At 72.1% G+C, this 20,170-nt stretch carries 21 protein-coding genes and 2 tRNA genes; 13 read left to right on the top strand and 10 right to left on the bottom strand.

Going from position 1 to position 20,170, the window contains the following annotated elements; all coding sequences use genetic code 11:
• Nucleotides 1–156: 156 nt before the first annotated feature.
• The 4 genes from hypF to hypE are packed head-to-tail and all read left to right on the top strand — an operon-like array spanning nucleotide 157 to nucleotide 5,030.
• The gene (gene hypF / locus ISU07_RS08325) at nucleotides 157–2,499 is read left to right on the top strand and encodes a carbamoyltransferase HypF (protein WP_194706307.1); all 2,343 of its coding nucleotides are present in this window, start codon (nucleotides 157–159) and stop codon (nucleotides 2,497–2,499) included.
• 11 nt (nucleotides 2,500–2,510) lie between these two features.
• A complete protein-coding gene (locus ISU07_RS08320; RefSeq protein WP_323742497.1) occupies nucleotides 2,511–2,837 on the top strand; it encodes a HypC/HybG/HupF family hydrogenase formation chaperone in 327 nt (108 codons plus the stop codon).
• The gene (gene hypD, locus ISU07_RS08315) at nucleotides 2,834–3,961 is read left to right on the top strand and encodes a hydrogenase formation protein HypD (RefSeq protein ID WP_194706305.1); all 1,128 of its coding nucleotides are present in this window, start codon (nucleotides 2,834–2,836) and stop codon (nucleotides 3,959–3,961) included. The genes ISU07_RS08320 and hypD overlap by 4 nt, the downstream gene beginning before the upstream one ends.
• Nucleotides 3,954–5,030, top strand: a complete 1,077-nt coding sequence (gene hypE, locus ISU07_RS08310) for a hydrogenase expression/formation protein HypE (protein WP_228521506.1) — start codon at nucleotides 3,954–3,956, stop codon at nucleotides 5,028–5,030. Before hypD ends, hypE begins: the two co-directional genes overlap by 8 nt.
• A 12-nt stretch (nucleotides 5,031–5,042) precedes the next feature.
• On the opposite strand, the gene ISU07_RS08305 is transcribed toward hypE, so the two are convergent.
• The 6 genes from ISU07_RS08305 to ISU07_RS08280 form a co-directional block, all read right to left on the bottom strand.
• Nucleotides 5,043–5,118 (bottom strand) — tRNA-Glu (locus ISU07_RS08305).
• A gap of 117 nt (nucleotides 5,119–5,235) precedes the next feature.
• Nucleotides 5,236–5,307, bottom strand: a tRNA-Gln gene (locus ISU07_RS08300).
• Nucleotides 5,308–5,353: 46 nt separating this feature from the next.
• On the bottom strand, nucleotides 5,354–6,316 hold the full coding sequence (locus tag ISU07_RS08295; protein WP_323742496.1) for a CPBP family intramembrane glutamic endopeptidase: 963 nt from the start codon (nucleotides 6,314–6,316) through the stop codon (nucleotides 5,354–5,356).
• Nucleotides 6,313–7,773 (bottom strand): glutamate--tRNA ligase, encoded by a 1,461-nt coding sequence (gene gltX, locus ISU07_RS08290; protein WP_194706304.1) that lies wholly within the window; start codon nucleotides 7,771–7,773, stop codon nucleotides 6,313–6,315. The genes ISU07_RS08295 and gltX overlap by 4 nt, the downstream gene beginning before the upstream one ends.
• Nucleotides 7,770–8,579: a fumarylacetoacetate hydrolase family protein gene (locus ISU07_RS08285; RefSeq protein WP_194706303.1), complete on the bottom strand. Its 810-nt coding sequence runs from the start codon at nucleotides 8,577–8,579 to the stop codon at nucleotides 7,770–7,772. The genes gltX and ISU07_RS08285 overlap by 4 nt, the downstream gene beginning before the upstream one ends.
• Before the next feature lie 51 nt (nucleotides 8,580–8,630).
• Nucleotides 8,631–9,686: a TolB family protein gene (locus ISU07_RS08280; protein ID WP_194706302.1), complete on the bottom strand. Its 1,056-nt coding sequence runs from the start codon at nucleotides 9,684–9,686 to the stop codon at nucleotides 8,631–8,633.
• A gap of 100 nt (nucleotides 9,687–9,786) precedes the next feature.
• On the opposite strand from ISU07_RS08280, the gene ISU07_RS08275 reads away from it, so the two are divergent.
• On the top strand, nucleotides 9,787–10,575 hold the full coding sequence (locus tag ISU07_RS08275; protein WP_194706301.1) for a 3-methyladenine DNA glycosylase: 789 nt from the start codon (nucleotides 9,787–9,789) through the stop codon (nucleotides 10,573–10,575).
• A 25-nt stretch (nucleotides 10,576–10,600) separates the two neighbouring features.
• Here ISU07_RS08275 and ISU07_RS08270 read toward each other — a convergent pair whose 3' ends face one another.
• Nucleotides 10,601–11,287 carry a hypothetical protein gene (locus ISU07_RS08270; protein WP_194706300.1) on the bottom strand — a complete coding sequence of 229 codons (687 nt, stop codon included), beginning with the start codon at nucleotides 11,285–11,287 and terminating at the stop codon, nucleotides 10,601–10,603.
• A gap of 109 nt (nucleotides 11,288–11,396) precedes the next feature.
• Here ISU07_RS08270 and ISU07_RS08265 point away from each other — a divergent pair, with 109 nt between their 5' ends.
• Genes ISU07_RS08265 through ISU07_RS08245 form a run of 5 tightly spaced genes read left to right on the top strand, consistent with a single transcriptional unit; the run spans nucleotide 11,397 to nucleotide 15,408 of the window.
• On the top strand, nucleotides 11,397–13,352 hold the full coding sequence (locus ISU07_RS08265; RefSeq protein WP_194706299.1) for a sensor histidine kinase: 1,956 nt from the start codon (nucleotides 11,397–11,399) through the stop codon (nucleotides 13,350–13,352).
• Nucleotides 13,340–13,990: a response regulator gene (locus ISU07_RS08260; RefSeq protein WP_194706298.1), complete on the top strand. Its 651-nt coding sequence runs from the start codon at nucleotides 13,340–13,342 to the stop codon at nucleotides 13,988–13,990. The genes ISU07_RS08265 and ISU07_RS08260 overlap by 13 nt, the downstream gene beginning before the upstream one ends.
• A gap of 21 nt (nucleotides 13,991–14,011) precedes the next feature.
• Nucleotides 14,012–14,563 carry a M23 family metallopeptidase gene (locus ISU07_RS08255; protein ID WP_194706297.1) on the top strand — a complete coding sequence of 184 codons (552 nt, stop codon included), beginning with the start codon at nucleotides 14,012–14,014 and terminating at the stop codon, nucleotides 14,561–14,563.
• 4 nt (nucleotides 14,564–14,567) lie between these two features.
• Nucleotides 14,568–14,834 carry a DUF2087 domain-containing protein gene (locus ISU07_RS08250; protein WP_194706296.1) on the top strand — a complete coding sequence of 89 codons (267 nt, stop codon included), beginning with the start codon at nucleotides 14,568–14,570 and terminating at the stop codon, nucleotides 14,832–14,834.
• A complete protein-coding gene (locus ISU07_RS08245; RefSeq protein WP_194706295.1) occupies nucleotides 14,827–15,408 on the top strand; it encodes a pentapeptide repeat-containing protein in 582 nt (193 codons plus the stop codon). The genes ISU07_RS08250 and ISU07_RS08245 overlap by 8 nt, the downstream gene beginning before the upstream one ends.
• Here the strand turns inward: ISU07_RS08245 and bsaP are convergent.
• Entirely contained in the window at nucleotides 15,384–15,599 is a 216-nt protein-coding gene (gene bsaP / locus ISU07_RS08240) for a biotin synthase auxiliary protein BsaP (protein ID WP_194706294.1), read from the bottom strand. The two genes, ISU07_RS08245 and bsaP, sit on opposite strands and share 25 nt — an antisense overlap.
• Nucleotides 15,599–16,594 (bottom strand): biotin synthase BioB, encoded by a 996-nt coding sequence (bioB, locus tag ISU07_RS08235; protein WP_194706293.1) that lies wholly within the window; start codon nucleotides 16,592–16,594, stop codon nucleotides 15,599–15,601. The genes bsaP and bioB overlap by 1 nt, the downstream gene beginning before the upstream one ends.
• 101 nt (nucleotides 16,595–16,695) lie before the next feature.
• Here bioB and ISU07_RS08230 point away from each other — a divergent pair, with 101 nt between their 5' ends.
• Genes ISU07_RS08230 through bioD form a run of 3 tightly spaced genes read left to right on the top strand, consistent with a single transcriptional unit; the run spans nucleotide 16,696 to nucleotide 19,801 of the window.
• The gene (locus tag ISU07_RS08230) at nucleotides 16,696–17,979 is read left to right on the top strand and encodes an adenosylmethionine--8-amino-7-oxononanoate transaminase (protein WP_194706292.1); all 1,284 of its coding nucleotides are present in this window, start codon (nucleotides 16,696–16,698) and stop codon (nucleotides 17,977–17,979) included.
• The gene (locus ISU07_RS08225) at nucleotides 17,976–19,127 is read left to right on the top strand and encodes an aminotransferase class I/II-fold pyridoxal phosphate-dependent enzyme (protein ID WP_194706291.1); all 1,152 of its coding nucleotides are present in this window, start codon (nucleotides 17,976–17,978) and stop codon (nucleotides 19,125–19,127) included. The genes ISU07_RS08230 and ISU07_RS08225 overlap by 4 nt, the downstream gene beginning before the upstream one ends.
• Nucleotides 19,124–19,801: a dethiobiotin synthase gene (gene bioD / locus ISU07_RS08220; RefSeq protein ID WP_194706290.1), complete on the top strand. Its 678-nt coding sequence runs from the start codon at nucleotides 19,124–19,126 to the stop codon at nucleotides 19,799–19,801. The genes ISU07_RS08225 and bioD overlap by 4 nt, the downstream gene beginning before the upstream one ends.
• Here the strand turns inward: bioD and ISU07_RS08215 are convergent.
• Nucleotides 19,785–20,168, bottom strand: coding sequence for a VOC family protein (locus tag ISU07_RS08215; protein WP_194706289.1), 384 nt, complete (start codon nucleotides 20,166–20,168; stop codon nucleotides 19,785–19,787). The genes bioD and ISU07_RS08215 overlap by 17 nt on opposite strands.
• Between the last annotated feature and the right edge of the window lie 2 nt (nucleotides 20,169–20,170).

Raw genomic sequence — 20,170 nt, 5'->3', positions numbered from 1 at the left:
GTTCGAGTCTGTGGCCTACTGCACGTCCCGGGAAGAGGCCCGACCATCACCGGGACAATTGAGGACCAAGGTCCCGAGTCCACCTGGTCGGTAGCCCGCGGAGTCGGCGAGCCGTACATTGGCCGAATCCCACTCCGACCTTTCGCGCCCGATGCGATGCCGGCGGCCGAGACGTCCTCGCCTGATCCGGTACGCCGACGCGTCGTCGTGCGCGGCGTGGTGCAGGGCGTCGGGTTCCGACCGCATGCCTACGCGCTAGCCAGGTCGTTGCATCTCGTCGGGGCGGTCTGGAACACCGACGGGGGCGTGGTTGCCGAGGTCGAGGGCGACTCGGCCGATGTCGAGGAGTTCGCACGCCGGGTCGCCACCGACGCCCCGCCTCTCGCGGTCGTCAGCGCGGTCGAGGTCGCGGAAGTCGAGCCGCGCGGTGGCACGGAGTTCTGTATCGCGGCGTCGGAGCCGACGACCGGCCGCACGTTCGTCTCCCCGGACGTCACCGTCTGCGACGACTGCCTGGCCGACCTCAGGGACCCGGCCAACCGCCGTTACCGACATCCGTTCCTCACCTGCACCAACTGCGGGCCGCGATACACGATCACCACCGGCTTGCCGTACGACCGGCCGGCGACCACGATGGCGGGCTTCCCGATGTGCGAGGCCTGCGCGACCGAGTACGCCGACCCGGCCGACCGGCGTTTCCATGCCCAGACGATCTGCTGCCCCGGGTGCGGTCCGCGACTGCGGCTCGAGGCGCCGAGCCGGGAGACGTCGTACGGCGAGGCCGCGCTCGCCGAGGCACGGTCGCTGGTGCTCGACGGTGCGGTGGTCGCGGTCAAGGGCATCGGCGGGTACCACGTGGCCTGCGACGCGACCAACCCCGTGGCGGTGTCGATGCTGCGCAAGCGCAAGCAGCGCGGAGACAAGCCGTTCGCGGTGATGGTGCCGACCATCGACGACGCCCTCACCCTCGTCGAGGCCACGCCCGTGGAGGTGGCCCTGCTCACCGGCCGGGCCCGGCCGGTCGTGCTGGCGAAGGCCCGGCCCGGTGCATCTGTCGGTGTGGTGCTCGGAGCCGTCGCACCCGGCCAGGCCGACCTCGGCGTGATGCTTGCCTACTCGCCGTTGCACCATCTGTTGCTGGGCCTGCCCGGCGACGAGCCGGGCCCGGCCGCTCTCGTGATGAGCAGCGGCAACCTCACCGGCGAGCCGATCGTCACCGACGACGACGAGGCGCGCCGGCGGCTGAGCGGGCTCGCCGACGCGTGGCTCACCCACGACCGGCCCATCCACGTGCCGTGCGACGACTCGGTGACCCGGGCCTTCGACGAGAGCGAGGCACCGGTGCGTCGCTCCCGCGGGCAGGCGCCGCTGCCCATCACGCTGCCGTTCGAGGCTCCACCTGCGCTGGCCGTCGGCGGCGACGTGAAGAACGCCTTCTGCCTGGCGGACGGCCGGTTGGCCTGGATGTCGGGCCACATCGGTGACATGGACGACCTGGCCACGCAGTCCGCCTTCGGCGTCGCCGTCGAGCACCTGTCGATGCTGACGGGAGTCGCGCCGCGGATGGTCGCGACCGACCGCCACCCGTCGTACCGCTCCCGTCGCTGGGCTCTCGACCACTTCCCGGCGTCCGACCTGGTCGAGGTCCAGCACCACCATGCCCACGTCGCCTCGACGATGGCCGAGCACGGCCTGCCCGACGGACGGCGGGTGATCGGCGTCGCGTTCGACGGGACCGGCTACGGCGACGACGGAGCATCGTGGGGCGGGGAGTTCCTGATCGCCGACTACGGCGGCTTCGCGCGGGCCGCCCACGTCGCGTACGTCGACCTGCCCGGCGGCGACGCCGGCGTGCGCAACCCGTGCCGGATGGCGCTGTCCCACCTGCGGCGCGCCGGCGTCCCCTGGGACCCGTCCGTGCCCAGCGTGCGGGCGTGTGACGAGACCGAGCTCGGGCTGCTCGACCGGCAGCTCGCCACCGGACTGCGGTGCGTGCCGACATCGAGCATGGGCCGGCTGTACGACGCCGTGGCGTCGCTGACCGGGATCTGCCACCGGGCGGAGTACGACGCCCAGGCGGCGATGGAGCTGGAGGCCGCGGCGAGGCCGTGGGGCACCGTCGACGGCTACCGGTTCGGGACCGAGGGGGACCCTCTCGATCCGGGGCCGGTCGTGGCGGCAGTCGTCGACGACGTTGGCGCGGGAGTCGAGCGGGGGATGGTGGCCGCTCGCTTCCAGCAGGCGGTCGTCGACCTCGTCGTCGCCACGGTGCGTCGCCTGCGCGAGGAGACGAGCATCGCCACCGTGACGCTGAGTGGCGGCTGCTTCCTCAACGCCTACCTCACGGCGCAGTGCTCGGCGAGGCTCGGGACCGACGGCTTCGACGTGTTGACCCACCACGTGGTCCCGGCCAGTGACGCCGGGATCGCCCTCGGCCAGCTCGCCGTCCTGGCCCACCGCCTTCGTGACCATCCCTCCCCCCTCGAACAGGAGACGTGATGTGCCTTGCCGTGCCAGGACAGGTCCTGGAGATCGAGGAGCGCGATGGGACCCGGTTCGCGCGCGTGGACTTCGGCGGGGTGACCAAGGAGGTCTGCCTCGAGTACGTGCCCGACCTGCAGGTGGGTGAGTACACGATCGTGCACGTCGGCTTCGCCCTGCAGCGCCTGGACGAGGAGTCGGCACTGGAGACCCTCGAGCTCTTCCGTCAGCTCGGTGAGCTGAACGCCGAGTTCGGCGACCACTGGGGCATGGCCGCCGACCAGGCCGGCCTCCCTCGGCCCGACCTCGAACCCGGTCGGGGCGACGCACCAACCCACGAAGGAGCGGAGCAGTGAGGTATCTCGACGAGTTCCGGGACCCCGAGCTGGCCAAGCGCCTGCTCGACGACATCCACGCCACGGCCAAGCACCCCTGGGCGATGATGGAGGTCTGCGGCGGCCAGACCCACTCGATCATCCGCCACGGGCTCGACCAGCTGCTGCCCGACGGCATCGAGCTGATCCACGGTCCCGGCTGCCCGGTCTGCGTCACGCCCCTCGACGTCATCGACAAGGCACTGGAGATCGCCTCCCGACCCGAGGTGATCTTCTGCTCCTTCGGCGACATGCTGCGAGTGCCCGGCAGCGGGAGAGACCTGTTCCAGGTCAAGAGCGCGGGGGGCGACGTCCGCGTCGTGTACTCCCCGCTCGACGCCCTCGAGCTCGCACGGGCCAACCCGGACAGGCAGGTGGTGTTCTTCGGGATCGGCTTCGAGACCACGGCGCCGCCGAACGCCATGACGGTCTACCAGGCCGAGAAGCTCGGCGTCGAGAACTTCAGCCTGCTGGTCAGCCACGTGCGCGTGCCTCCGGCGATCGAGGCGATCATGACGTCGCCGGCGTGCCGGGTGCAGGCGTTCCTGGCGGCCGGGCACGTGTGCACGGTGATGGGCCTCGGCGAGTACCCACCGCTCGCGGAGCGCTTCGCCGTGCCGATCGTGGTCACCGGCTTCGAGCCGCTCGACATCCTCGAGGGCATCCGCCGGGTGGTGCACCAGCTCGAGGAAGGTCGGCACGAGGTCGAGAACGCCTACCCGCGAGCCGTCGCGGCCGGGGGCAACCCGGTGGCCCAGAAGATGCTCGAGGACGTCTACGAGGTGGTGGACCGGTCCTGGCGCGGGATCGGGATGATCCCGCAGAGCGGCTGGCGGCTCTCGGAGCGCTACCGCGCGTTCGACGCCGAGCACCGCTTCTCCGTCGGGGACATCCGGACGAAGGAGTCGGCTCTCTGCCGGAGCGGGGAGGTGCTGCAGGGACTGATCAAGCCGCACGAGTGTGCGGCGTTCGGCAAGGAGTGCACCCCACGCAACCCGCTCGGCGCCACGATGGTCTCCAGCGAGGGTGCCTGCGCGGCGTACTACCTCTACCGGAGGATGCACCTCCCCGGGACAGGGCCACGGGAGGTGACCCCGGTTGGCTGAGGACCTCGAGCTCACCGGCCAGCCACGCTTCGATGGCTGGACCTGCCCGCTGCCGTTGCGCAACAGCCCGACGATCGTGATGGGCCACGGCGGGGGCGGCCAGATGTCCTCGGAGCTCGTGGACCACCTGTTCCTGCCGGCGTTCGCGGACGACACCCTCCGGCAGCTCGGGGACTCGGCGGTGCTGGAGCTGCTGGGGGGTCGCATCGCCTTCTCCACCGACACGTTCGTGGTGCGGCCGCTGTTCTTCCCTGGCGGCTCGATCGGCGAGCTGGCGGTCAACGGCACGGTCAACGACCTGGCGATGAGCGGCGCCCAGGCAATCTTCCTGTCGGCGGCCTTCATCCTCGAAGAGGGCACGGACGTCGCCCAGGTCGGTGCCGTGGCGCAGCGGCTCGGGGAGGCCGCCCGGCAGGCCGGCGTACGCGTCGTCACGGGCGACACCAAGGTGGTCGAGTCGGGCCACGGCGACGGTGTCTACGTGAGCACGGCCGGCCTCGGCGTGGTCCCGGAGGGCGTGGACGTCCGGCCGGACCGAGCCGAGCCGGGTGACGTGGTCATCGTCAGCGGCGACATCGGCGTGCACGGCGTCGCCATCATGAGCGTCCGCGAGGGGTTGCAGTTCGGCACCGACATCGAGAGCGACACCCAGCCGCTCAACGGCCTGGTGGCCGAGATGCTCGCAGCGCACCGGGACATCCACGTGCTTCGTGACCCCACCCGGGGAGGCGTCGCGACGTCGCTCAACGAGATCGCCCGCGCGTCCAAGGTCGGCGTCCGGCTCGACGAGGGCCGGCTGCCGATCCCCGAGGTGGTCTCCAACGCGTGCGCCTTCCTCGGGCTCGATCCGCTGCAGGTCGCCAACGAGGGCAAGCTGCTGGCGTTCGTGCCCCGCTCGGCTGCCGACCTGGTGCTCGAGGCGATGCGTGCGCACCCCGCGGGCCTGGGCGCGTGTGTGATCGGCGAGGTCGTCGAGGACCACCCTGGCCTGGTGGCGACCACCACGGCGTTCGGCGCCTCGAGGGTGGTCGACCTGCCGGTGGGCGAACAACTGCCCCGGATCTGTTGACCCGACTTCGCGTGGTACCCCCGACCGGATTCGAACCGGCGCTACCGCCTTGAGAGGGCGGCGTGCTAGGCCGCTACACAACGGGGGCCTGATGGTGGAGCTGCGTGCTCGCGAGAGCAACGAGGAGAAACCTTAGCCGCGGCGCTGACGAGCAACAAAATCGCCGTCCCGATCAGGTCGGAACGGCGCTTGGTGGTACATCTCGCTGGGGTACTAGGACTCGAACCTAGACTAACTGAACCAGAATCAGTCGTGCTGCCAATTACACCATACCCCAAGGGTTTCGGGCCTTCTGAGGACAGCGCCTCGGGCCGCGCAGAACCTTACCGGCGGCCGGGCAGGGCGGCCAAAACGGCCGGGTCCGTGCGGTCGGTCAGGCCCATCCGGCGAGCCACGAGGAGCGCCAGGCCGAGGTAGACCAGGGACTGGGTCAGCGTCACCGGGATGCTCCACCACGAGCCGCCCGAAGGGTTCAGCGTCGAGGCCATGTCGCCGTACGCGAGGGCCAGGCCGAAGGCCAGCCAGTTGTTCAGCACGTGCATGGCGATGCCGGCCTCGAGGCCGCCGGTGAGGACGACCAGGGCCCCCGCGACCACCCCGAACGCGAACCGGTCGAAGAAGATCGGCGGGCTCTGGCCGATGCCGTGCGCCAGGCCGAAGAGGAACGCCGAGGCGACGACGGCCACCCACCGCGAGCGGAAGAGTCCACCGAACGCCTGCATCAGGTAGCCGCGGAAGGCGTACTCCTCCCCCGCCGCCTGGAGCGGCGTGAGGAGCACCAGGACGATGAGGAAGTCGCGCGTGGTCGACGTGAAGTCGTTGAGCTGCCCGCTCAGCTCCGTGCCGTCGCCCTGCGACGGCACCACCGCAGACACCAGCAGCGTGGCGACCAGCGCGACGACGGAGACGCCCAGGCAGGCGACCAGGTACGTCCAGCGGATCCGTGGCTTGATCGACGCCAGCCACCCGGGCCTGAGGCCGTGGATGACGTAGACCACGAACCAGGTGATCGGGATCGCGGCCGCCAGGGTGAGGTTGAGGTAGGCCAGGCTTGCCGGCGTCGGGTCCGCGGTGTCCGCCAACGCGGTGATGCTGTCGAGCAGGTCGGCCCCGGTGCCCACGTAGTAGAGGGCGAACGGCAGGAGCAGCAGGGCCGGCGCGACGATCAGCAGCCCGCCGAGCAGCACCGCCAGCCCGAGGGCGAAGCGCCACCAGCCGGACCTCCCTGCGGTGAGGACCAGGTGGTACGGGAGGGCGGGGAGCCGCTCCCCGGTCTCCACGCTCACGACAGCGCGGCGGACAGCCGACCGAGGCTGCGCACGCGGCCCAGGAGCTCGAGGGACTCGAACAGCGGCGGCGAGACCTTGCGGCCCGTCACGGCGATGCGCACGGGTCCGAACGCGTTGCGCGGCTTGAGCTCGAGCTTCTCGACGAGCGCGATGCGGAGAGCCTCCTCGATCGCCGCCGTGCTCCACTCGGACAGCCCGGAGAGGGCGTCGTACGCCGCCTTGACGACGCCGCGTCCCGTCTCGTCGATCTCGTCGGTCACCGTGAACGCGCTCTCGTCGACGAACAGGAACCCGAGCATGTCCACGGACTCGGTGAGCTTGTTGATCCGCTCGGCGACCAGCGGCATGGCGGCGTCGAGCACCTGCTGCTGCTCGGCGGTCGGCGGGTCGGCGACGAGGCCCGCGGCGGCGAGGTACGGGACGCAGCGGCGGCCGATCTCCTCGCCCGACAGCAGCCGCATCTGCGCGGCGTTGATCGCCTCGGCCTTTTTCATGTCGAAGCGCGCGGGGTTGGGGTTCACGTCGCCGATCTCGAAGGCCGCGACCATCTCCTCGATCGAGAACACGTCGCGGTCGCCGGAGATCGCCCAGCCCAGCAAGGCCAGGTAGTTGAGCAGGCCTTCGGGCAGGAACCCGCCCTCGCGGTAGTTGAGCAGGTTGCCCTGCGGGTCCCGCTTGGAGAGCTTCTTGTTGCCCTCGCCCATGACGTAGGGCAGGTGCCCGAACCGTGGCGTCGCCTTGGCGATGCCGAGCTCCTCCAGCGCGGCGTACAGCGCCAGCTGTCGCGGGGTGGAGGACAGCAGGTCCTCACCGCGGAGGACGTGGGTGATGCGCATCATCGCGTCGTCGACCGGGTTGACCAGCGTGTAGAGCGGGGCGCCGTTGGCGCGGGCGACGGCGAAGTCCGGGACGTGCTCGGTCTGGAAGGTGATGTCGCCGCGCACGAGGTCGTCCCACGTGAGCTCGCCGTCGGGCATCCGGAAGCGCACGACCGGCTGCCGGTCCTCGGCCCGGAAGGCCGCGACCTGCTCGTCGGTCAGCTCGCGGCAGAACCCGTCGTACCCCTGCAGCTTGGACCCCGACGCCTTGCGGCGGGCGTCGACCTCGTCGGTGGTGCAGTAGCAGTCGTAGGTGTACGACGTCTCGCGCAGCCGCCCCAGCACGTCGAGGTAGATCTCGGAGCGCTCGGACTGGCGGTACGGCGCGTAGGGACCGCCGACCTCCGGGCCCTCGTCCCAGTCGAAGCCCAGCCAGCGCATGGTGTCGAGGAGCAGCTGGTAGGACTCCTCGCTGTCGCGCGCGGCGTCGGTGTCCTCGATGCGGAACACGAAGTCGCCTCCGTGGTGGCGCGCGAACACCCAGTTGTAGAGCGCGGTCCGGGCCAGGCCGACGTGCGGGTTGCCGGTCGGGGACGGGCAGAAGCGGACGCGGACGCGGCCGGTCGGGTCGGTCATCGGGAGGTCACCCTGTTCGTCAGTGTGCCGAGGCCCTCGATCGAGACCTCGACCTCGTCGTCGATGTTCATGGGGCCGACTCCCTCGGGGGTGCCGGTGAGGATCACGTCGCCCGGCAGCAGCGTCATGGCCGCGGAGATGTGGGCGACGAGGGTCGGGATGTCGAAGATCAGGTCCTGGGTGGACCCGTCCTGCTTGAGGTCGCCGTTGAGGTACGTCTGCACCTTGCGGCCCTCGGCGAAGTCGTGCGGGTCGAGGTCGGTCTCGATCCACGGGCCGAGCGGGCAGAAGGAGTCGAAGCCCTTCGCGCGCGACCACTGGCCGTCGGACTTCTGCAGGTCGCGAGCGGTCACGTCGTTGGCGATCGTGTAGCCGAAGATCACGTCGGTCGCCTGCTCGGCGGGTACGTCGCGGCAGATGCGCCCGATCACCACGGCCAGCTCGCCCTCGTAGTCGACGCGCTGCGACTGGGACGGGTAGAAGATCGGGTCACCGGGGCCGATGACGCTGGTGTTCGGCTTGAGGAACATCAGCGGCTCGGCCGGCACCTGGCTGTCCATCTCGGCGGCATGTGCGGCGTAGTTCTTGCCGATCGCGACGACCTTGCTGCGCGGGATCACGGGCGCCAGGAGACGTACGTCGGCGAGCCGGTGCTGCTCCTCGAGCGGCTTGACCCCGGCGTACATCGGGTCGCCCGCCAGGGTGATCACGACGCTGTCCTCGGACGGCTGGCCGTACTCGTCGAGGTCGCCCGTCACCACGCCGTACAGCGGGTCGTCGCCCGTCGTGAACCTCGCGATACGCACGTCCCGACCCTACCGACGCGACGTGCGCCCCCCGGAATCAGCGGGACCGGGTCAGCCGGCGGGGGCCGGTCCCCAGTCGGGGTAGCTGTCGTACGCGCGGGTCCGGGTCACCGGCTGCTCGTCGGTGCCGTCCAGGGCCATGGTGAAGACGTCGGCGGAGTTCAGGGACCTCCCACCGGTGGCGGGCCGGCGTCCGAAGACGATGCGCGTGCCGTCGGGCGAGAACGACGACCCCAGGTAGTTGGTCACGCCGTCGTCGTCGAGGAAGGTCAGCTGGCGCAGGTGTGTCCCGTCCGGGTGCACGGTCCACAGGTTCGCGCTGCGGGTGTCCTTCTCCAGGTTGTCGTGGAACAGGATGGTGGTCCCGTCCGGCGACCAGTCCGGGGTGTCGCCCGCCCTCAGCCGGAACGGCGTGATGCGGTGCTCCCGCCCGGTGGCCAGCGTGACGACCCACAGCGCGAGGCTGCCCTTCGGCCGCGCGTCGCGGACGTTCCACCGTTGGAAGAGGATCCGGGTCCCGTCCGGCGACCACTGCGGCTCCTGGTCCTCACCCTGCGCGGGCAGGGACTTCTGGGTGATCCGGCGCACGTGCGTGCCGTCGGCCCGCATCACGTAGATCCCCATCCGCTTGAGCAAGAAGTCCTCGTTCGCCGGACCCGACCCCCTGCTGAACGCGATGCGCTTGCCGTCCGGCGACCAGGCGGGTGAGGCGTCGCAGTAGCCGCCGTCGTCGCACGACCTGGCCGGTTGCGGTCCGGCCGCGAGCCGGTGTGCGTTCGACCCGTCCGCGTCGACCACCCACACCTGTTGGGTCGGGCACAGGTCCAGGCACTCGAAGTTCTCGCGCTGGAAGAGGATGCGGGTGCCGTCCGGCGAGATGTCCGGGTTGCGGTCGACGGTGCCCTTCGGCGGGTGGGTGACCTGCCGCTCGTCGGTGCCGTCCAGGTTGATCGTGAAGATCGCGCCCCAGGTCTTGTCGGCGTTGAAGAACCGGCGGAAGGCGATGCGGCCGTTGTCTCCCGAGTACGTCGCGTACGCCGGTCCCGGGACGACCGGGGTCAGCAGGGCGGCGACGACGGTGCTGACGACAAGGATCCGGATGCGCATGAGGCCCTCCTCCTGCAGGCTCGGCGAGCCCGACCGGTGCCGACGCTAGGGAGCCGCCGCGGAGGCCACATCAGGGCTAGCCCTGAACTAGCCTGGCGCGGTGCAGGTGGAGACCGCGGATCGTGCGGCCGCGCATCGCGAGCGCCTGGCGCCGTACGTCGAGCCCCACCTGACCCGCCGCCGCGACGGCGTGAAGCACCCGGTGCACGACTTCCTCTTCACCTACTACTCCTTCTCGCCCGCGAAGCTGACGACGTGGGAGGCGGGGTGGCCGGAGTCGGGGTCGGCCGAGCAGCTGGCGCGGCTGCGGCCCCTGGTCCGCGGCACCCGTACCTTGCTGGTCGCGACCGCCGGACGGCCGGCGCACACCGGGTGCTTCGGGCTGCACGAGTGGGCGATGGTGCACGGGGCGGACGAGACGCGCCACGACGTCCCGCTCCGGCTCGGCGCCACCGGCACCGACGAGGTCGTGGAGTCGCACCGGATCGCCTGCTCGCACTTCGACGCGTTCCGGTTCTTCACCGAGTCCGCGCGCCCGCTCAACACGCTCTCGCCCGGCCGCGACGACCGGGCGGCGTACGAGCAGCCGGGCTGCCTGCACGCGACGATGGACCTCTACAAGCACGCGTTCCGGCTGTGGCCGCTCGTCGGGTCGGACCTGGTCGCGGACTGCTTCGAGCTCGCGTGGGACGTGCGTGAGGTCGACATGCGCGCCTCGCCGTACGACTTCTCCGGCCTCGGTCTCGAGCCGATCAGGATCGAGACGGCCGACGGGAAGCGGGAGTACGCCGCGTACCAGCGTGGCTTCGCAGAACGCGCGGCCCCGCTTCGGGAGCGGCTGGTCGAGGCGTGCGAGGTCTTGCTCGCGTCGTGGGCTGACCGCACGTAGTAGGCCAGCCAGGCACCGGCGGGCATCACGCCACCGTCCGTCGGAGCACCGAGACGGCCAGCGCGACGAACAGCGCCATCATCGCGATCTGCACGCAGTCGATCGCCCGGCCGGACAACGGCGTGAACTGCGCGAGAACGAGCAGCACGTAGGCCGAGATGCCGACCGCAGGGACCGCTCTGGCCCGATACAGCGCGCTCGCGAGCACCAGGCCGCCCACCGTGAAGAGCAGGAAGCCGGCCATGGTGGCACCCAGCAGGTGAAGGGGGTTGTCGTTCGCGTAGTCGACCAGAGCGCGGCCGTCGTCCTCGGCGATGCCGGACGCGAACCAGGTCAGCGTCGCGAACGCGAAGCCGCCCATGGCGAAGCAGATGCCACCGAGCGTGGTGAGCACGGCGCCGAGGAGGGCCGGAACCCGCCCGCGACCAGGGGCCAGGTGGCAGGTGATCATGCCGAGGGTGATCCCGACGACCGCGAAGGCGAGGCCGTCCGCGAGCATGCCCGCCCACGCGCCGTCGCGGACCGCGGCCAGCTTGTCGTAGCTGAGGACGTCGTCGGCGCTGCTGTCGTACCGGTCGCCCCACGGCGTGGTGATCAGCAGGACAGCGGTGGTCGTCGCAGCGACGACGAGGGCGCCGGCCACCACGCGGACGCGCGTCCGGGTGGGGTCGTACGACGTGGGCGTGGTGGCGAGCGAGCTGATGATGGTCATGCCGCGACGCTAGGAACCTCGGCCGGTCCGGCGGATCGTGGAGAGCGCCTGACCTGGCCCCCGTGCCTGCACGGAGCCGCTGCCGGCCCGGCGTCCCTACAGTGCTGCCATGCCAGCGGCCCGCCGCGTCAATGTCGCGCTCGCGCTGCTGGTCGCCCTTCTCGTGGTCGTGGCGCTCGCCTTCACGGCCGCCGAGCCCGCCGGAGCGTCGTGGGTCGCCCTCGCCATGGCCCTCGCCGTGGCCGCGCCGGCCACCGGCCTGTCGGTCCTGGTGGTCCGCAAGCCCGAAGGCAGGCAGGTCGGACTCCTCCTGGGCTTGCTCGCCCTGACGGTCGCGCAGGTCGCCGCCAAGGAGACCTGGCTGCAGTGGCTGGCCGCCGACGGCGACCCGCGCCGCTGGGGCTGGCTGGTCGCCGTGACGGCCGAGAACGCGTGGTGGGTGCTGGCCGCCTTCGGCTTGCTCCTCCTGTACTTCCCGGACGGGCGGCTGCCCTCGCCCCGCTGGCGGTGGGTGCCTGCCGCTCTGGTCGTGTGCACCGCGGCCAACCAGGCGTACGGCGCGTTCGAGGACACGCCGTTCCGGGCACCGCTCGCAGACCTCGAGCGTCCGTTCGGCCCGGTCCCGCTGTGGATCGAGGTGGTCGGGGTCCTGTTCTTCCCGATGCTCGGCCTCTTCGTCGCGTGCGCGGTGTCGATGGTGCTGCGGTACCGCCACGGGGACGCGCTCCAGCGGCAGCAGATCAAGTGGCTCGCGATCGTCGGCATCGGCGTCCCGCTGTACCCGCTGCTGTGCCTGCTGGAGATCGTGGTGTGGGGCGAGGCGGCCTGGGTCAGTGCGGCCGTCGGCATCGTCTCCCTGGTGAGCACGCCGGTCGTCGTGGCGATCGCGGTGCTGCGTCACGACCTGTACGACGTGGACAAGGCGCTCGCCCTCGCGCTCACATGGGGCCTGGTCACCGCCCTGCTGCTCACCGTCTACGCGGCCGTCTCGTCGGTGGCCGGGCTCGTCGTCGGCGGCGACTCCCACGCGGGTGTCGCGGTCGGCACCGCCGCGGCCGCCCTCGTGCTGCTGCCGGGACTGCGCGTCGTACGTCGTGAGGTCGACGCCCGCACGTACCCGCTACGGCGCGCGGCCCTCGCCGCCGTCGACGACCTGCACCGCCAGGTCAGCTCCGGACGGCGCCGGCCCGAGGAGCTGCAGGACGTCCTGCGCACCGTCCTGCGCGACCCTGGGCTCCGGGTGGGTTACCGGGTGCCGGGCTCCTCGGCGTACCTCGACGCCGTCGGCGACCCGGTCCCGGAGGACGGCGTGCCCGTGCTGCTCGACGAGGCGCGCACCGGCGTGCTGGTCCCCGATCGCGGTCCCGCCTCGGCCGAGCTGCTGCGCGAGGTCGGCACCCGCTGCGGCACGCTGGTCGAGGTGGTGCGGCTGCGGTCCGAGGTCGCGCGCGCTCTCGGCGAGGTGAGGTCCAGCCGCGCGCGGTTGCTCGAGATCGGCTACGAGGAGCGTCGGCGCATGGAGCGCGACCTCCACGACGGCGCGCAACAGCGCCTGGTCTCGTTGGGCATGCGGATGCGGCTCGCGCAGCGCCACCTCGACGACGGCACGGTCGACGTCGACGGCCTGCTGGACGAGAGCGTCGCGGAGCTCGGTACGGCGGTCGCCGAGCTCCGCCAGATCGCGCACGGCCTGCGCCCGAGCAGCCTGGACGACGGCCTGGCCGCGGCGCTGGCGAACCTGGTGCGCAGCCTGCCCCTCGCCGTCGAGATGGACGTCGACGGCGACCCGCTGCCCGACGCGGTCGCGACGACGGCGTACTACGTCGCCAGCGAGGCGATCACCAACGCCGTCAAGCACGCCGAGGCCACCCGTATCGAGCTCCACGTCGTCCGCCGGGACGGGCAGCTGCTGATCCGGGTGCGGGACGACGGACGCGGCGGTGCCCGGCTCGGCCTCAGGTCCGGGCTCGTCGACCGGGTGGCCGCACTGGGTGGTTCGGTGCACGTCGCCAGCCCCGAAGGGCACGGCACCGAGGTAGAGGCCGCGCTGCCATGCGCATCGTGATCGGCGAGGACTCGGCACTCTTCCGCGAGGGCCTCGCCCGGCTGCTCGAGGACGCAGGCCACGAGGTCGTCGGCCGGGCGGCGGACGCCACGACGCTGGTCGAGACAGTCGAGCGAGAGCGGCCGGACCTGGCGATCATCGACGTGCGCATGCCACCCGACGGCACCGACGACGGTGCCCGCGCTGCCAAGGACCTGCGTGCGCGCCTGCCCGAGCTGGCGATCGTGCTGCTGTCCCAGCACGTCGAGACGCGGCACTCCGTGGAGCTGGTGTCCGGCGGGCGGGTCGGGTATCTGCTGAAGGACCGCGTCTTCGACGTCGACGACTTCATGGACGCACTGCGCCGGGTGGCGGCCGGTGGCTCCGCGCTCGACCCCGAGGTGGTCGCCACGCTGCTCGGCCCGCGACGGCAGGACGACCCCCTGACCCAGCTCACCCCGCGCGAGCGGGAGGTGCTCGCCCTGATGGCCGAGGGCCGCAACAACGTGGGGATCGCCCGGCGCCTGGTGCTCACCGACCGGACGGTCGAGACACACATCGCCAACATCATGGCCAAGCTGGGGCTGCACGAGACCGGCGAGGAGCACCGTCGCGTGCTCGCCGTGCTGACGTGGCTGGGGGTCCGCCAACGCGGGTGAGGCGCCGGTTAGCGTGGCCGGATGCGCAGACTCGCCGCCGCCGTGGCCCTGCTCGCACTGCTGCTGCCGGGCGGCGCAGCGGTCGCGAAGCCCGACCCGCGCTGGGTGTTCTACACCGACGACACGACCTGGTACACCTCGCCGTGGTTCGGCGGCCAGCACCGGATCATGATCCCCTTCGGCTGCACCGAGGCGCCGTACTACGCACCGGATCCGCGCTGTGCCGACGAGCACGGCTTCCACCACGGCATCGACGTCGCGATGCCCTGCGGGACCAGGCTGTACGCCGCTCGCCGGGCGACCGTCGTGGACCCGGGGTCGCTGGGGCCGGCGTACGGCACCACTCCCCTGCTGCTGCACACCGACAACTGGGACCTGGTGATCGGCCACACCCGCAAGCGGTTCGTGGCACCGGGCGACGAGGTACGCCGGGGGCAGCTGGTGGCGCTGGCCTCCGACAACGGCGCGCCGGACGGGTGCCACCTGCACTTCGAGAAGCGCGCGCCCGGTGGCGGCCTGGACACCGCGACCTACCCGAGGGGGCTGCTCGACCTGACGGCCGTCGTACGGTGAACGCATGACGGACCGGGTGCTGTCGAACTTCCTGGACGCCGACGGCCGCCTGCACACGATCCCCTCCAAGCACAGCAAGCTCTTGGTGGTGCTGGACTTCCTGGCCCAGGCGTTCGAGCCGGGCGTGCGCTACCCGGAGGCACGGGTCAACGAGATCCTCGGCGAGTTCCATCCCGACTTCGCGGCCCTGCGCCGCTACCTGGTCGAGAACGGCTTCCTGGACCGCGCGGACAACCACTACTGGCGCAGCGGCGGCACGTTCGATGTCTGACTCGTTCACGGGAGAGGACTGGTACGGCGAGGAGCTGGTCGACCGCGTCTTCACGGAGGCGACGTTCAGCGACGTCGACCTGACCGAGGCGACGACGCGAGGCGTGGTGTTCGACCGCTGCACGTTCCACAACTGCCGGTTCAACGCCTCGACCCACGTCAGCACCGCCTTCATCGCCGCCGACTTCCGCCGCTGCAGCTTCTTCGACGCCACGCTCGAGGGCTGCAAGCTCGACGGGTCGGTGTTCTCCGAGTGCGTGCTGCGGCCGCTGAAGGTGGCCGGCGGCTCGTGGCGGTCGGTCACGCTGCGTGGCGCGAACCTCGCCGGCCTCGACCTGTCCGGGCTGGACCTGCGCGACGCGGACCTGTCGATGGCCGACCTCACCGGCGCGGCGCTGCGCGACGCGCGGCTCGACGGGGCGGCGGTCCGCGAGGCGGTCCTCGTGAGGGCCGACCTGCGCGGCGCCTCCCTGGGCGGCGTCGACCTGCGCGAGGCGAGGCTGGAGGAGACCCGTCTCGACCTGCCGGGCGCCGTGCACCTGGCCGAGGTCTACGGGGCGGTCGTCGAGCCCTGAGACGCTCCCGGTGAGCCCAGCGTGCCGTGCTCGACGCACGTCGCCGACCAGCCGCGCGGCGTGACCTGCACCTTGAGCCGGCGCCGGCACGACGGGCAGTACCGCGGCGGCTCCAGCTCGAGCCACCTGGCGCAGTCGGCGTGCGACGCCTCGTCGAGGGGCAGGCCGCACCGGCCGCAGTACGGCGCCACTACAGGGTCTTCGCCAGTTCCTTGATCGGCATGCGCAGGTCCGAGAGGACAGCGAGGTCCTGCTCGGGGTCGCGGCCCAGCGTCGTCAGGTAGTTGCCGACGATCATCGCGTTCACGCCGCCGAGCAGGCCCTCGCGGGTGCCGAGGTCGCCGAGGGTGAGCTCGCGGCCGCCGGCGTACCGCAGGATCGTGCGCGGCATCGCCAGCCGGAAGGCCGCCACCGTGCGCAGCGCGTCGGCGGCCTCCATGATCGGCAGGTCGCCGAAGGGCGTGCCGGGCCGCGGGTTGAGGAAGTTCAGGGGCACCTCGTCGGGGTCGAGCTCGGCCAGCTCGGCGGCCAGCTCGGCGCGCTGCTCGAGGGTCTCGCCCATCCCGACGAGGCCCCCGCAGCAGAGCTCCATGCCGGACTCGCGGACCATCAGGCAGGTGTCCCAGCGCTCCTCGTAGGAGTGGGTGGTCACGACGGACGGGAAGTACGAGCGGGCGGCCTCGAGGTTGTGGTTGTAGCGGTGGACGCCCATCGCCTTGAGGTCGTCGACCTGCTCCTGGGTGAGCATGCCGAGCGAGCAGGCCACGTTGATGTCGACGGCCGCCTGGATCGCGGCGACTCCCTCACGTACCTGGGTCATCAGCCGCTCGTCGGGACCGCGGACGGCGGCCACGATGCAGAACTCGCTGGCGCCGGTGGCCGCGGTCTCCTCGGCGGCCTTGACCAGCTGCGGGATGTCCAGCCACACCGACCGCACGGGCGAGGTGAACTGGCCGGACTGGCTGCAGAAGTGGCAGTCCTCGGGGCAGCCGCCGGTCTTCAGGCTGATGATGCCCTCGACCTCGACGTCGGGCCCGCAGTGCGTCATCCGGACCTCGTGGGCCAGGTCGAGGAGCTCCTGCACGCGGTCGTCCGGCAGCCGCAGGACCTCGACCAGCTCGTCGTACGACAGCCCCTCGCCGCGGTCGAGAACCTTGCTGCGGGCGCGCTCGAGGATGTCCGTCACGTCGAGCAAGATAGCCCGTCGGCACCGTCCCTCCGACGCCGCGGTCGGGTCCCGGACGCGGCCGCATCCGACTCCGGAGGGCCTCCGTAGACTCCGACGCGATGACCTTCCCCACCGTCGACGACCTGCTCGCGTACGACCGCGAGCACGTCTGGCACCCCTACACCTCGATGACCGACCCCGTGCCGACGCGGGTCGTGACCGGGGCCGAGGGCGTCCGGCTGCGGCTGGCCGACGGCCGTGAGGTCGTGGACGGGATGTCGTCGTGGTGGGCGGCCATCCACGGGTACAGGCACCCGGCCCTGGATGCCGCGGTGCACGCCCAGGTCGACGAGTTCGCCCACGTGATGTTCGGCGGCCTCACCCACGCGCCCGCTGTCGAGCTGGCCCGGCGCCTGGTGGAGATCACGCCCGACGGGCTCGAGCACGTGTTCTTCGCGGACTCCGGCTCGGTGAGCGTCGAGGTGGCGCTCAAGATGGTGCTCCAGCACCAGCGCGGCGCCGGCCGTCCCGAGCGCACGCGGATGCTGACGGTGCGTGGCGGCTACCACGGCGACACGTTCGGGGCGATGAGCGTGTGCGACCCGGTGGGCGGGATGCACTCGATGTTCGCCGACGTCCTTCCCGCCCAGGTGTTCGCCGACCGGCCTCCGGCCCCGGGGGGTGACGTCGCGGCCTGGGCCGAGGGCTTCCGGGAGCTGGCCGAGCGGCACGCCCACGAGCTGGCCGGCATCGTCGTCGAACCGGTCCTCCAGGGCGCCGGCGGGATGCACGTGTACGACGCGGCGTGCCTGCGCGTGATGCGCGCGGTCGCCGACGAGCACGGTCTCGTGCTGGTCCTCGACGAGATCGCCACCGGCTTCGGCCGCACGGGCACGCTCTTCGCCTCCGAGGCGGCCGGCGTCGTCCCCGACGTGATGTGCGTCGGGAAGGCGCTGACGGGCGGGTACCTGACCATGGCCGCCGTCCTCTGCACCGGCGAGGTCGCGCGAGGCTTGTCGTCCTCGGAGTCGGGCGTCCTGATGCACGGGCCGACGTACATGGGGAACCCGCTGGCCGCCGCGGTCGCGCTGGCCAACCTCGACCTGCTGGCGACCGGCGAGTGGCAGGGCCAGGTCGGACACATCGGACATGGTCTGCGGCGCGGTCTCCACGGGTGCCGGTCGCTCCCCCACGTGGCCGACGTCCGGACCGTCGGAGCCGTCGGCGTCGTGGAGCTGGCGCACCCGGTCGACGTGGACAAGGCGACCGAGGCGGCGCTCGACGCGGGCGTGTGGCTGCGGCCGTTCCGCAACCTCGTCTACACGATGCCGCCCTACATCAGCACCGACGAGGACGTCGCCCGGATCTGCGCGGCGGTCGAGGCCGCGGCGGTGGTCGGATGAACGGCCGCTGGCACACCTGGCTGGCCGAGCGTGCGGCGGTAAGGGAGTCCGGCGGGCTGCGCCGGACCCTCCGGCCGAGACGACCGGACGAGGACCTGCTGGACCTGGCGGGCAACGACTACCTCGGGCTCTCCCGGCACCCGGCCGTCGTCGCCGCGGCCGAGGCCGCCGCCCGCCGGTGGGGCGCCGGGGCCGGCGCGTCGCGGCTGGTCACCGGCTCCCTGGAGCTGCACGCCGAGCTCGAGGCCGGACTGGCCGGTTTCATGGGCCAGCCGGCCGCGCTGGCGCTCTCGACCGGGTACCACGCCAACCTCGCCGCCGTCACCGCACTGGTCGACCGCGACTGCCTCGTCGTCTCCGACGCGCACGTGCACGCCTCCCTCGTCGACGCGGTCCGGCTGAGCCGCGCCGAGGTCGTGATCGTGCGGCACAACGACCTCGCCGGCGCCTCGTCCGCCCTCGCGTCGGCCGGTGACCGCCGGGCGCTGGTCGTGGTCGAGTCGGTCTACTCGGTGCTGGGCGACGCGGCGCCGCTGGCCGACCTCGCGGCCCTCGTGACGGCGTACGACGCCATGCTGCTCGTCGACGAGGCCCACGGACTCGGGGTCGCCGGTCAGGACGGCCGCGGGCTGGTGCACGCGCAGGGGCTGGCCGGACGTCCCGACGTCCTCGTCACCGCGACCTTGTCGAAGGCGCTCGGCGCCCAGGGCGGAGCGGTCCTCGGTGGTCACGACCTGGTCGAGCACCTGGTCAACACGGCACGCCCGTTCATCTTCGACACCGGTCTCGCCCCGGCTGCTGCCGGCGCCGCTCGCGCCGCGCTCGAGCTGGTCCGGGGCGACCCGTCCCTGCCGGCGCGGGTGCGCGAGCGGATGCAGGCGCTCGCGGGGGCTCTCGACGTACCACCGGTGGCCGGCGCCGTCCTGTCCGTGCCGATGCCCTCGCCGCTCGTCGCGCTCGAGGCCCAGGCCGCGGCCCGCGCCGAGGGCGTGCTGGTCGGGTGCTTCCGGCCGCCGTCGGTGCCGGACGGCGTCTCGCGGCTGCGGATCACCGTCGGCGGCGGCATCCCCGACGCCGAGTGGGCGCGCGCCGCGGACACCGTGGGGCGTGTGGTCAAGGAGTACGGCGCGCCCGCGAGCGACGCATGAGCCGGATCGTCGTGGTGACCGGGACCGGTACCGGCGTGGGCAAGACCGTCGCGACGGCCGCCCTCGCGGTGCGCGCGGCCACGGAGGGGTCGGTCGTCGTCGTCAAGCCGGTGCAGACCGGCGTCGGCCCGGGCTCGACCGAGCCGGGCGACGCCGAGGTCGTGCATGCCCTGACCGGGTGCGCGGTCCAGGAGTTCACCGCGCTCGACGACCCCCTGGCGCCGGACACGGCCGCTCGGTTGAAGGGCGTGCGCATCCCGCCGGTGGCCGAGCACGCCGACCGGGTACGGGTGCTGGCCGGGTTCCACGACACGGTGCTGGTCGAGGGGGCCGGTGGTCTGCTGGTCCGGCTCGACACCGAGGGCGGCACCCTGCTCGACGTCGCCGTCGAGCTGGGTGCCGAGGTCGTGGTCGTGGTCGCCGCCGGGCTCGGCACGCTCAACCACACCGAGCTGACGGTGGCCGCCATGCGGTCACGTGGGGTGGAGCCCGCCGGCCTCGTCGTCGGCGCCTGGCCGTCCGAGCCGGGGCTCGCCGAGCGCCTGAACCTCGAGGACCTGCCGGCCCACACCGGCGTACCCGTCCTGGCCGTCATCCCGGACGGCGCCGGGTCGCTGGATCGAGAGACGTTCCGGGCCCAGGCCGCCCAGTGGTTCGTCACAGAGCCTGGTTGAGGAACCACCGGTGGCCGAACGGGTCGGTGAAGACGGCGACCCGGCCCGCCGGCGGGCTGTCCTCCGGACCTCGGGTCATCTCCACCCCGGTCGCGTTCACCCTCGCCACGGCGGCGTCACAGTCCGGCACTCGCAGGTGCAGGGTGACCGCCGCGCCACGGTCGGGCGCCGGCGGCGCGACGCCCGCCGACTCGAACTCGTCGGACATCATCCAGCGCGCGTCGCCGACCCCGAGCTCGCAGTGCCCGACGTGGCCGTCCGGCATCACGATCGGGTCCACGACGACCTCGGCACCGAGCGCGGCGGCGTACCACTCGATCGCTTCCCGGGAGTCGGCGACACAGATGTACGGCGTGAGGGAGCTCATGG

The sequence above is a fragment of the Nocardioides islandensis genome, assembly GCF_015352455.1.
In the GTDB taxonomy this organism is placed as follows: domain Bacteria; phylum Actinomycetota; class Actinomycetes; order Propionibacteriales; family Nocardioidaceae; genus Nocardioides; species Nocardioides islandensis.
Note: the sequence above shows the minus strand (reverse complement) of the source record. Positions and strands in the feature narration are given on the sequence as shown.